The 11416-nt window shown below is 58.6% G+C and carries 12 protein-coding genes, 1 tRNA gene and 3 pseudogenes; 7 read left to right on the forward strand and 9 right to left on the reverse strand.

Annotated features, from left to right (window positions below):
* Positions 1 to 369 precede the first annotated feature (369 nt).
* The 6 genes and pseudogenes from YUU_RS63130 to YUU_RS0144675 form a co-directional block, all read right to left on the reverse strand.
* The gene (locus YUU_RS63130; protein WP_371260598.1) at positions 370 to 513 is read right to left on the reverse strand and encodes a hypothetical protein; all 144 of its coding nucleotides are present in this window, start codon (positions 511 to 513) and stop codon (positions 370 to 372) included.
* A pseudogene (locus YUU_RS63135) lies at positions 510 to 1187 on the reverse strand (SOS response-associated peptidase). The gene YUU_RS63130 and the pseudogene YUU_RS63135 overlap by 4 nt, the downstream one beginning before the upstream one ends.
* 76 nt (positions 1188 to 1263) lie before the next feature.
* Positions 1264 to 1464 carry a hypothetical protein gene (locus YUU_RS62160; RefSeq protein ID WP_084801975.1) on the reverse strand — a complete coding sequence of 67 codons (201 nt, stop codon included), beginning with the start codon at positions 1462 to 1464 and terminating at the stop codon, positions 1264 to 1266.
* A 168-nt stretch (positions 1465 to 1632) separates the two neighbouring features.
* Positions 1633 to 1791, reverse strand: a pseudogene (locus tag YUU_RS59805) (SOS response-associated peptidase); the annotation flags it as partial.
* 164 nt (positions 1792 to 1955) lie between these two features.
* Entirely contained in the window at positions 1956 to 2261 is a 306-nt protein-coding gene (locus YUU_RS54320) for a hypothetical protein (protein WP_051390265.1), read from the reverse strand.
* Positions 2262 to 2293: 32 nt separating this feature from the next.
* Positions 2294 to 2752: a hypothetical protein gene (locus YUU_RS0144675; RefSeq protein WP_027527970.1), complete on the reverse strand. Its 459-nt coding sequence runs from the start codon at positions 2750 to 2752 to the stop codon at positions 2294 to 2296.
* A gap of 1266 nt (positions 2753 to 4018) precedes the next feature.
* On the opposite strand from YUU_RS0144675, the gene YUU_RS0144680 reads away from it, so the two are divergent.
* Positions 4019 to 4324, forward strand: a complete 306-nt coding sequence (locus tag YUU_RS0144680; RefSeq protein WP_156944914.1) for a hypothetical protein — start codon at positions 4019 to 4021, stop codon at positions 4322 to 4324.
* 224 nt (positions 4325 to 4548) lie between these two features.
* Here the strand turns inward: YUU_RS0144680 and YUU_RS0144685 are convergent, their stop codons facing one another.
* Complete coding sequence (locus YUU_RS0144685; protein WP_156944915.1) at positions 4549 to 5013, reverse strand: hypothetical protein; 465 nt, start codon at positions 5011 to 5013, stop codon at positions 4549 to 4551.
* A gap of 284 nt (positions 5014 to 5297) precedes the next feature.
* Positions 5298 to 5672 (reverse strand): DUF1330 domain-containing protein, encoded by a 375-nt coding sequence (locus YUU_RS0144690; RefSeq protein ID WP_051390266.1) that lies wholly within the window; start codon positions 5670 to 5672, stop codon positions 5298 to 5300.
* Between the two features lie 846 nt (positions 5673 to 6518).
* Here YUU_RS0144690 and YUU_RS54325 point away from each other — a divergent pair.
* Positions 6519 to 7682: a tyrosine-type recombinase/integrase gene (locus YUU_RS54325; protein ID WP_051390267.1), complete on the forward strand. Its 1164-nt coding sequence runs from the start codon at positions 6519 to 6521 to the stop codon at positions 7680 to 7682.
* Here YUU_RS54325 and YUU_RS59810 read toward each other — a convergent pair.
* A complete protein-coding gene (locus YUU_RS59810) occupies positions 7643 to 7960 on the reverse strand; it encodes a hypothetical protein (protein ID WP_156944916.1) in 318 nt (105 codons plus the stop codon). The two genes, YUU_RS54325 and YUU_RS59810, sit on opposite strands and share 40 nt — an antisense overlap.
* Positions 7961 to 8200: 240 nt before the next feature.
* On the opposite strand from YUU_RS59810, the gene YUU_RS59815 reads away from it, so the two are divergent.
* The 5 genes and pseudogenes from YUU_RS59815 to YUU_RS0144720 form a co-directional block, all read left to right on the forward strand.
* Positions 8201 to 8265: transfer RNA gene (locus tag YUU_RS59815), tRNA-Glu, on the forward strand.
* 196 nt (positions 8266 to 8461) lie between these two features.
* Positions 8462 to 8590 (forward strand): hypothetical protein, encoded by a 129-nt coding sequence (locus tag YUU_RS62545; RefSeq protein ID WP_256375345.1) that lies wholly within the window; start codon positions 8462 to 8464, stop codon positions 8588 to 8590.
* 739 nt (positions 8591 to 9329) lie between these two features.
* Positions 9330 to 9596 (forward strand): annotated as a pseudogene (locus tag YUU_RS55660) (arylsulfatase); the annotation flags it as partial.
* Between the two features lie 196 nt (positions 9597 to 9792).
* On the forward strand, positions 9793 to 10974 hold the full coding sequence (locus YUU_RS54335; RefSeq protein WP_035665110.1) for a patatin-like phospholipase family protein: 1182 nt from the start codon (positions 9793 to 9795) through the stop codon (positions 10972 to 10974).
* A 41-nt stretch (positions 10975 to 11015) separates the two neighbouring features.
* Positions 11016 to 11416 (forward strand): acetoacetate decarboxylase (locus YUU_RS0144720; RefSeq protein ID WP_027527974.1); only part of this gene is annotated, 401 nt, incomplete at its 3' end.

Below are 11416 nucleotides of genomic sequence, written 5' to 3' on the forward strand. Positions count from 1 at the left end.
GTAAATGAGGAGCGGCCCCGGCGCTTGGGGCTGGCAGAAACGCCAGGGCCGTCCACATGCACGGCCGCCGCCGTTCGCACCGAAATCACTATGTCGGGAAAGATAGGCAGGAACGAGATGTCTTAATCTGCTTCTGCGGATTTAAGCAACACCGCATGCAGGCGAGCGAGAGTTGACACGATTTGTTCTTTTACAACCGACAAAGCACATTCAGGTTGTGTGCGCTGAGAACCAAAGAAGATCGAGCGGGGGCTTGTTATCGGTTGGCTGGTTCTGTCTTCAAGAGCCGCACATGGGTCCCGCTCTCGTGCACCTCCGAGCCAACCGCGCTCGACCGCGTGCTTGATGCCGGCACCAAATTCCGGTCCGCTAGCCTTTAGCGTGAAGGGGCGCGTTGATCTTCTCGATATGTATGCGGCCGTCCTGGACGGCTTCGATGCCGGCGGCGAGCTCGACGAGCTTGCGCGCTGCGGCTTCCGGGTCCGCGAAGGGACGTTCGGCGGTGAGCTTCAAGCGGGGGCCTGACCACGCGCAACGACCTTGAGGGCATCATCTTGCAGTGGGCGCTGCAGCGCCTTGGCTTCGTCCCGCGGCGCGCGCATCCAGACGTCGCGCTCCTCGTCGGTCGTGAGGATCACAGGCATGGCCTTCGGATGGATCGGCTCGACCACGGCATGGGCGCGGTCGTCAGGGGGCCGTAGACTTGGTGCGGCCCTGGCTTTTCGACTTGGTGCCGCGATCCCCGTTGAACCGCGTGGGTCGCGGCAAGCAGCCATCACCGGGAAAATTATGCAAATCGTCGTCCCTGGTCGATCGATTTGACCGCTAAATTCTGATTTTGGATGGGCGGCGGCAGGTAGCCAGAACCGGGAAAACTATGCAACTTCGGCCAATCGGCAGGAACTATACGTGAACGAGGCATGAACTTTATGCAGTTTCGGCTGATACGGTCGTTATGGACAGCGGCGAAACTCTTGGCGGGGACCAGGCACCTGTTCTCTGGCTTGAGCCATCCCCGCCAGTGCGGCGATGACGTGTTGTGGATGTTGGTGACCGGCGGCCAACCTGTGAGCAGCGGTGATGGCATGCCCCAGCATCTCGGTCCCAGCCTCCGTTTGCGGATCACGGGCGGGATAGTCAGGGAAGACGCCGGGTATTGGCGCGAGGTTGCCGACGTAGCGGTTGATCACGCGGAACAGGGCGATGATCGCGGCTTGGTTGGTGGTGACGCTGTAGAGAACACCGGCCGCCGACCTGTTCGACCTAGATCGTGCGCCCCTTGGTGGCCCGCAAGCTGCGGACGTAATAGCCGTGTCTCTGAACGGCTGACTTGATCTCGTCGCTGACTTTGAAAACTCTTTTTCTGCTCTTCCGCCACTTATGTCTGGAGCTGAGCATCGGTATCGCAGAGCCTTTGCTTAGAACGAGCAACTCGCGCTTATCATTGCGATAGACATCAAACACTTTTCGCCCCCGCTGATTATATTGAAATAGACATGAAATAAGACCGACCAGCTTAATATCTCGAAGGGCTGCGTGGGTTGTAAATCTGCAACGCTCGCCGCTTTCTGCGTTACCGGCGTTCCGGATCGGGAACGAGCTGATACGCTTCCGGACAGATTGGTCGGCCTAGGCGATGCCGTTGAACGGCACGAGGCAGCGGATGTCGGTGACTGGCGGGACGCCCGTGCGCGGCGGCGGCGGCATGCCCCAGCTCATCACGGTGTCGCGGATCACGGGCGCCGGATAATCTTGAAAAACGCCCGTCATCGGCGGCAGGTTGCCGGCATAGCCCACGGAGCCGGACCCGTAAATCGACGAAGCATATCGGCTGTGGGCACCCAAGCGGCCGAGCAAGTAAGCAATCTACATCATGCTTCCCGGCATGAAGCAGCGGATCGAGACGCTATAGCCGAGAACCCAGAGCGGCTAGACGTTCGTTCGCCTCGCCCGGCTCAGCTCGGTGACGACTGCCTCGTCGGGCACATCGACCCACACCAGCTCGCTGTCATCGGCATCGCTGCGGGCACGCGGACGCGATAGTGACCGCCGCTGCTGATCCAGTCGGCGTCGGCGATCGTTCGGCCGTCGGCGACCGAGCAGCACGACCCCTTGCCACTGCTCAGGCGGTTGAACCACGCGCGCAACTCCGGAGATGAGCCAGTATACTGGCCACGATCACGGGCGAGGCTCGGCGTTGCGAGCAGCGCGACCATGACGACGATCGCCGCGACGAAGATCAGCGCTTGCACGTTCGACATGTGCCACATCGCGCACCGCCTTGACCGGGGTGTCAGTCCTGCTTATCGAGCGGCGGCTCGTTAATCTCGTCCGCCTTGGCAAGACAGGCTGCCGCGATTTCGCGGCGGACCTGATCCACGACCGCGTCAATGTTGCGCCTGACCGCCAGGTCGCGCGAGCAGCGCGCCGTCATGCCGGACAGATGCGTCAGGACGGTGCCCGCGATCTGGTCGATCAGTTCGTCGGCCGCGTCACGCCGAACCAAAATGCTCTTCTTCTCCTCGATCTTGATCTGCAGCAGTTCGGTCTTGGCCTTGACGTGATCAGCGTCCGCTTCCGTGCGGGGCGACCGCCGATGCTCGCGCCGCAGGAAGCGCAGGTAGGCAACGCGGCTATGGTCGAGCGGAAAGCCGTCACCTTGCCGCTGGATCACACCTTCGGCTTTGCCGATGTAGGCCCGGCTGCAATCGAGGTGCGACGCCAGTATCATCGAGCTGACCGTCTCAGTCACGGTGTTCGCTCCTGTTACGTCGCGGCAGGATAGCTCACTTCCGCTTTCGGCGGCATAGCGGGCTAAGCCCGGACTTGGGGCTGGCGCGACCCCGGTCGCAAATGACCCCCATGCAGACATCGATCGCCCCGCGACGCGAAGTCATCCACGGCAATATCCTATGTTAATCCTGATCCTATGTTAATCCAGCACTCGTTCCGCATCGAAAGCGCTATCTTTTGCATCCGCGCTCGTGGCTTTTTGGGCCGCATATTTCGTTATCACCGCGCGGTTCGTATCCTCAGGTGATGAGAACGCCGCGCTCGCGCCTCAAACAGGGAGCTACGCCATGCAAAAGCGGCGATGTTTCAAACAAACAATGTCTCTCGAAGATCGTCTAGCGGCAGAGGCCATTCGCCTGCGAGACGAAGCGAAGGATGTCCCCCCGGGTATCGAGCGGGAGCACTTGCTGCGGAGAGCTCGGCAAGCCGAGACCGGTTCGCATATGAGCGGGTGGCTGCGCTCACCCGGATTACGATCGCCAGAGTAAGGCTAGCCTCAGTCGGCGGCCTCTTGCATATCAGGCAAAGCAGGCTTGCGTAATTTCGTGGCGATGCGGAATTTGGTCGCTATCGGAGCATCGCGAATATATTGAGTAGGACTTGCCCGCAACCGCAACCACCGATTTTCTCATAGCAAATATCCTTAAGGGTCGACGTCTCGCGTACCCCGCGTTTTCCGCGCGCCCCAGAGGACCCGGAGCCCGTGCTGGGAGGCTCCGCGTCTGCTAAGCCCCCAATAGCGGCGCGAGATCAGACAATTGGGGACCGCTGCTTTGGGCCAGAAGGCGATCTCATAACCCGCACTCATACTGAGCGCGTGAGCCCACGACACATCCAAGGCAAGTCGCCAGTGCAAGCGCCAGCAATGGCGAGCCGTACGCCGCCGCTGCTAGGTCGCAACAACATCCGGGAATGGAGCGGGCAGCAAGCCGGAACTATCTCCGCCGTAGGGGTAAAGAGATCGGGAACGAAATGCCTTGGCGCGACTTGGACGCATGAGGCCGTCGCTCGCCGTCAACTACACGGCGCATGCCGCGGATAGCCAAAGGTCCTACAGGACCCGCTGTTCTCAAATACAAGCGCTCGCGCAGATAGCCAAAAGTGGCGGTCTCCAGTTCCATTGAATGGGCAGCCGCGCTCGCGGCGGAAAGCCAGCGGGAGGGGCAGGCGTTTCTTCTCGGTGCCGAGGGAGACTTCGCTATGCCCCGCCCGAGCAATTATTAGAGTGATTGGTCAGCAGCTGCGCGCGTTGCTGAAGCCCGAGCCGGAACAACCGGAGAGGCTCAGAGCGCAAATCGAGCGGCTTCGGGAATTGGAGGAGCGCTCACCATTAATCGTTCCCGCTGACGAGCATGGGCAATACCTGGAGCTAGCCGAGCACTACCGGAGCGCAAAACTCGATACCAAGGACCGGACTGAGCACTACCTGCTTGAGACACTTGAACACAGCTATAGGGTGCTTGCGCAAAGCACAGTCGTGCTGCGCCGTTCGAGCGAGGTGCAGAAAACACTTGCAAAGTTCCACAAGTAAGGCTGCCTCATTGGCGGCCTCTTTCATTTGAAAACGTCCTCTTCTTCGTCCGGGTCCGCCAAGTGACGCTCAAGCAGACGCAACGGAAGCGGGCGGCGCGAGGCGTTAGGCCGTAGGAAGGCCGTACAGCGCGCCGGGACACCAGGCCTACGTTATGCCTCTGTGGGTCCTCCAGCTAGCCAGTCGCTCGGCTGCATCCGCGATCTCGTCCGGCGCGCTGATCTTCAGCTTTTCAGGTAGGCGGACACGCTGTTCTGCGACTTGCTCTGCGGTACCACCAATATGCCGGGCGATCTGAGCATCCGTTTCCCGGCGGCAAAGCGCCTTAAGAGCTGCTTCTCGCGTGGACTGAGCGGCAGGTTGGTCATCTGTCTGGGTTCGGCAGCCTTGCGGATTTGTGCCGTGCACTGGCCGAGTGCCAATTCATGGTTGCGAGCGAGGGCTCGCTCGGCCAACGCGCGCTCGTGCGGGGATAGCTGGCTAAGCAAGAACTCGCGCTCCTCAGGGATTTCGGTGATAGGGGCGGCGGGGCCTAAAGCTGCCCGTCCGATGCCCAGCATCCGAATGGCCTGTGCCGCCGTTACGGCTTGCTCCTGCATAACCTGCTGAACAAGGGCGCGATCTTCGGGCGAAAGCTGCCCGAGCAGAAATTCACGTTCGACCTGCGTTTCGAAGATCGGTCTGTTCATAGGCACACCCGCCTGCGGGCGAGCAGCGAGGATCATAACGCCAATTGGTGAGGACCGATTAATACAGTTTCCGCGCGAGCCAGTTGCGCTGCGTCAAATGCGCCCGACACGCCAGCATCGAGCCCGGCGCTATCGCCACGACAACGACAGGCGTCAGGCGTCAGGGGCAGGGCGATAGGAAGGCCGTACAGTGCCGCCGGAAGCGCAGTGCGCCAGCGCGAACAGGCTAGCTCTTAGGTGATAGTCCGCTACATGTTCAGCGAAGACGGACCTTCCTCAAGCGGTCACCCGGGCAGGCCATCAATCGCAACGATTCGAAATTTGGCGCCGCTCTGTCGAACTTTTGCGGCCGATTGGTTTTCGGGTGACTCGTACCAGCTGCGCACCGCATCCAGGTTTGGGAATTGCAAAATGGCCATACAACATGGCGCGGAGCCTGCTCCCTCCAGAAGGAGATTGTTCTGGCTTCGCGCCAGATAGCGCCCGCCGTATCTCGGCAAGATTTCCCGCGCGAGCTTTGCGTACTCGTTCTGGATCGTTTCGCTTGCAGTGGTCTCAGTTCGCTCAATAATGACAAAGGCCGAATGCTGCTGCTCTGCATTCGACATGGTCCCAAGGAAAGCTAACCCGAGGACAAGCAGAAATCCGATCCACCGCATGGAACTTGCTCCGAAGATTTCGAGCGACCCGTGCGTTGCTTATCTGTCGGTCTGGGTTGCGATGCGCCGGTAGCGTCGCAACTGCGCTAACGAAGTCGTGACCAGGATCAGGATGACGGCAAGTAATTGCACTGATCGGCAAGGAACCACCCATCGTTCCCGCTCGGAGCGCCAATCAAGGTCGTTCCGACAGCGCGAGATTGTGTCAGCGGTCGCTACGGTGAGGCAACCGGAGAATTCCAGGACCGGCTCATCGCCAAGTTGGGCGAACTCACGGGTGTTGCGATTTCTTAGGCTAAGTGGATCACAGGTCGGTTTGGTCTGCCAGCCGCCGGGCACTCCGCCGCCAGCGTCTCCGATGCATTATTCCAGGGCCGCGGCGAGCGAAGCGCAAATCAGTGGCGCGAGAGATACGATCCGAGCGACCCGCCACAGCAACAGCCTCGAAAGCTTCCGACAGCGCGAAATTGTCGTTTGAAAACCATGGAGCCGTTTGGCTGCGATTTGTCGGAAGTGCGCTTAGAAAACCTTGCAAAAGCATCTGACTTCCAAGCTGAATACGAGGGTTCGATTCCCTTCACCCGCTCCATCCCCCTGAGATTATCCCCAGCAAACGCAGCTATTTATTGAAATTTCGAGCGAAATCCGTATTTTCGCCTGAAAGAACGTCCAACATTTCGTCCAACAAAACGTCCAACACGCCCGCGCTCCTATGCCCGACTTTTTGACGAGACGAAACGGCGTCGCGTCCCGACCGAGTTTGCGCATCTCGACCGTCGCGGCGTTGTGAGGCATTCAACCAAGATTCGAATTGCTTCAGACCGCGCCGCGGTTCGTGCATCACGGGTGGCTGAAAAGTTCAACAGCAGCCTCGAGCAACACTGGCGGGCACTCGCGGACAGCGACTCAAAAGAGAGCGTGGATAGTTACAACGCAGCGAGAGGGCGAGCGCGCCAACTCGGCTTCGATTACATCGAGAACGCGCAACTCGTCGCCGCACCAGCAGCCGAACGGTTAGAGCGTCTTGATACGCTCGTCGCCAAGGATCTCGTGAATGACGGGGGCGCCAGAGAGGCAGTTCTCGGCTTGAAAAGGAAGCCAGTGTTTAAGGTCTCGAAGATCTTCGAAGAGTATGAGGCGGAGACCAGAGACCAGGTTCTAGATCTCTCGCCCGATCAACTCAGGATTTGGGGCAACGCCCGAAAACGAGTGGTCAAGAGCTTCGAGAGTGTCGTTGGGGACAAGCTCATAACGGAGCTTACAGTTGATGACGCTATCGACTTCCGCAACTTTTGGCGGGATCGCGTCGTGCAGGAAGGAGTAGCTGCAAAAAGCGCCAATCGAGAGATTGGGCAACTGAGTGGCATGATCAAGGAATTGAATATTCTGCGCCGCTTAGGCCTACCTGATCTGTTCAAAGGCCTGCGCCTGAAGGGTGAGGTCGACAAGGAGCCGACTCCTTACGAGACCAATTTCATCCAAAATCGTCTTTTGGCCGACGGCGCGCTGGATGGGCTGAACGAGGACGCGCGCTACATCATTTATGTTATCGCGGATACGGGGCTCCGGCCGTCCGAGGTTGTGAACCTCAACAGCAAGACGATCCACCTAAAGGCTACGATCCCATACGTGAGCGTGCTCCCTGATGGTCGACGACTTAAGACAGACGACAGCTTGCGCGAAGTTCCGCTCGTTGGTGCGGCGCTGGCGGCCCTGAAAGCGAAGCCAGAGGGCTTCCCCCGATATCGTGATAATTCCTCTACGTTCTCTGCGACTGCCAACAAATTTCTGCTCGAAAACGGATTGCGTCCAACGGAGGACCATACCGTCTACTCGCTCAGGCACAGCTTCAAGGACCGGCTTATTGCAGCCGAAGCCCAGGACAGTTTAATCGATAGTCTGATGGGGCACGACACTCACAAGCCGAAATACGGCAAGGGACCTTCTCTCGAGTTGAAGCGTAAGTACCTTCAGCGAATTGCTTTCAAGCCACCACCTTCGTTGAGGTAGCACTCCAAACGCTTCCGCGCCCGACATTTGATAGCTTCTTTTGTTTTCAATTCGGCGAGTTCGGCCTCGAATTTCACGTACATCGGCACGTGCACGTCGCCATCCAGCTCGATGAAATAAGCAAGTAGCACAAGCGCTCTTTCCAGCCGCTCGATTGTGACCGGGAGCCGGTCCGCCGGGTTCGCCATCGCCGCTGCAGTTTTGTGGTCAAATCTAAGACCGCCAAACAATCCGTTCGGGCGATGAAGTTCATTTTCGTTGCGAGTTGAAGGTCTCAAAAGATGACGTCGAAGAATTGGATAGAATGTCGCAAGCTGGGCATATTATTGCCGTGTCCAGCCAGCAGAGCGGCCAGCTCCAACTGTAATGATCGACTGCCAGCAGACAGTTCGGGCCCCGCAAAACTCGAACCTGCAACCAAACCGTTATGAGCGGCAGACTCGCGCTCGTTGCGGTTCGTTCACGCTGTTACTGGTGCGGTTATAGGCTGCTATCTCCGAAATATTTTCAGGATGATCATCGAGCGGATCGACTTGGCCCTCTCAAGGCTGAAACAGGGGTTCGATTCCCCTAGGGAGCGCCAGCGATTTCAACAGGTTAGATCATTTTCAGACTTATTCTCTCAGCCCTTCTCCAACTTTTCTCCAACGGCGTTTTCACCAATCGAGATCCGACCTCGCAAAGCGCGAGTTAGTGGCTTGGTCCAATTCTTCCAACGCACGCAGTGCAGCCCTCGTCGAAGAGCAACAAGGCGTTGCGCCGTGTGCGCCGCGCCTTGCATGCACGCAGCGCAGTTCTGGAGCGAGCGTGTCGAGATGATGCAGGCTTGGGCCGACTACCTCGATCAGCTTCGGTACGGTTCGCCAGTCGAAGGGCGCATCAAGCCGTTCGTGGTCTCTCAAGGCTAGCCTCGCTCGCCTCGAGGCCAGCACTTCGCGCGCCTGGGCACAGGGGGCTTTTTTGTCGGAGGCCCAGCGGACCGGCCCACCTCGCTGAACGCCCCAGGTAGATGGGGGGACCCCTTTTCTAATCTGAAAGCATGCTTTTGCACGGGTGGCGCTGTCGCGGGAATTGTAGAAATCGAAAGACAGGGGCTGGTTATAGAAAAAATCGAGCCATGCTCCGCCTTGGCCTGCTTGTGCTTCGAAAGCCAATTACAGCGGCATTCGCGTCCGAAGGACTTGCGTCATCGTGCCCGAAGGAGGCGAGGGCGGCAACTATCAGAATTTCGTATCCGCATTTTTGTTTCTAGCGCGCGGAAGCGATCCGAATTCGAGCGCCGCGCGGCTGTTTTTTTCGACCCCGCGGGAGGCGGTGGTTCGGCGTACGCTTACACGAAACTTACAAGCTTGTAAGTTTGGTCATTGCGTGTAGCGGGATTGGCGCAGGGGCAGCACAGCCTTTGACGTAGATCAACAAATGGCAATTCTCTTTATCTACTTGGACTCCGTCGAGGACATAACGACGTAATGCAGATGCATTCGTTCCCGGGAACCGGGAGAGTCCCTTTGGGTGAGCCCACTTCCATTTTGCGGGCTTTGGAATCCGCTCGATCCGTGCAGAGCATTAAGGCTCGACATGTCCACGGTCGATCCGTCCATTCACCCGATGCTGCACGGAGGAAAAATCATGAGAATATCGGCACTGATGCTCTCCGCTGTCATGTCGGCCATGCTCACGATTGCGCCGACGTTGGCGCAACAAACCACCGGCACGCCGGGCTCGCCCGATGCAACGACGACGATTGATGGCAAGTACGTTCCACCGCCGCCGCAGAAGTTTGGCGGGCAAATCGGCCTGCAGGCCAGCCAGTCAAAGCCATATTGGCCCGCGCGCGTTGTTCCACCGCAAGGCGCACCCAACATTCTGCTGATCATGACCGACGATCAGGGCTATGGGGTCTCGGGCACATTCAAGCTCGCGCCGGTGCAGCTCACCAGCGAGGAACATCGGGTCATCCGGCACGCCCGGGCCGACGCGAATAACTAACTCTCAAAAGAGCCCCGCAGACCCACGGCTTCGGGGCTCTCGCAACCGCGATGAGGACCAGAATGATGGTTCAATGACGCGCGGACGGTGGAGCAACGCACAGTAAGCACAGGAGGACGTAATGCCCAGCCGTCAGCCTTTGCTGCGAAAGACCCATATCACGACTGAGCGCCCGCCGTTCGAGCGGATCGCATTGGTGCTGCAAGGCGGCGGTGCCCTTGGGGCCTATCAGGGCGGCGTTTATCAGGCCCTGGCGGAGGCCAATCTGCATCCGGACTGGGTAGCGGGCATTTCGATCGGAGCTATTAACTCGGCGCTTATTGCCGGCAATCCGCCGGAGAAGCGTGTCGAGAGGTTACGGGAATTCTGGGAGACCGTCAGCAACTCTCCTGTGGGAATACCTTATTTGCATGAGCTTAAGCTCGAAGACGAGTTCGCCCACAGAATCGTCAACCAGCTCCGCTCATTCTCCATCCTGCTCTTCGGCGCGCCCGGTTTCTTCAAACTCCGTCAGCCGCCGCCCTACGTTTATCCGTCCATGAGCCCCGCGGCTATGAGCTACTACGATATTGCTCCACTCAAAGCTACGCTCGAGCGCCTGGTGGATTTCGACCTGATAAATGCCGGAGCAACTCGCTTCAGTGTAGGCACTGTGAACGTCCGCAACGGCAACTTCGTCTACTTCGATAACGCCACCGACCAGATTGGCCCACAACATGTGATGGCCAGCGGCTCTTTGCCTGCCGGCTTTCCGGCCACGGAAATCGAGGGAGAATTCTACTGGGACGGCGGCCTCGTCTCAAACACGCCGTTGCAATGGTTGCTCGACAGCAGCCCCAGGCAAGACACCCTCGTTTTTCAGCTCGATCTGTGGAGCGCGCGCGGCGAACTACCGCGCAACTTGACCGAGGTTGAATTACGTCAGAAGGACATCCGCTTCTCCAGCCGCACACGCAGCGCGACCGATCAATTCAAGAAAATGCAGATGGCTCGCCGGACAGCCGCAAAACTGCTCAAGAAGCTACCCAAGGACCTGCTGCAGTCGCCGGAGGCGGAAAGGCTGGCGGAGCTTGCAGATGAGAAAGTCTACAATCTTATACAGCTGATCTACCGCGCCAAGAATTATGAAGGTAGCTCCAAGGATTATGAGTTCTCCCGCCGCACGATGGAGGAACACTGGAAGACCGGCTACAACGATGCGGTTCGGACGCTACGTCATCCTGAGGTGTTGCAACGCCCAGACGACGCGGATGGCGTGTTTACCTTCGATCTCGCCAAACAAGGTCGCGGAGCGGTTGGATAATTGGATCCAATACATTTCGGCAACAGTCAGGAGTCCGATTTATGAAGCTCGCCGATGTTCGTGCCAAGGCTTTCGCCATGCCACTCAACGACCCCGCCTATCCCAAGGGGCCGTACAAATTCTACAATCGCGAATTTGTTGTCATCAGCTACCGTACCGATGTGGATGCGCTGCGGGAAGTCGTGCCGGAACCACTGGAAGTGACCGGTGACACGGTCTCATACGAGTTCATCCGCATGCCGGACTCCACCGGTTTTGGCGACTACACTGAAACCGGTCAAGTCATTCCTGTGCGGTTTCGTGCCGCTGACGGGGTGGTGCAGGAGGGCGGCTATGTGCACGCCATGTATCTCGACGATCATGCGCCGATCGCCGGCGGACGCGAGATCTGGGGTTTCCCAAAAAAGCTTGCTGCTCCGAAAATCACGCATGAGAGCGAAAC

The sequence above is a fragment of the Bradyrhizobium sp. Ec3.3 genome (assembly GCF_000472925.1).
In the GTDB taxonomy this organism is placed as follows: domain Bacteria; phylum Pseudomonadota; class Alphaproteobacteria; order Rhizobiales; family Xanthobacteraceae; genus Bradyrhizobium.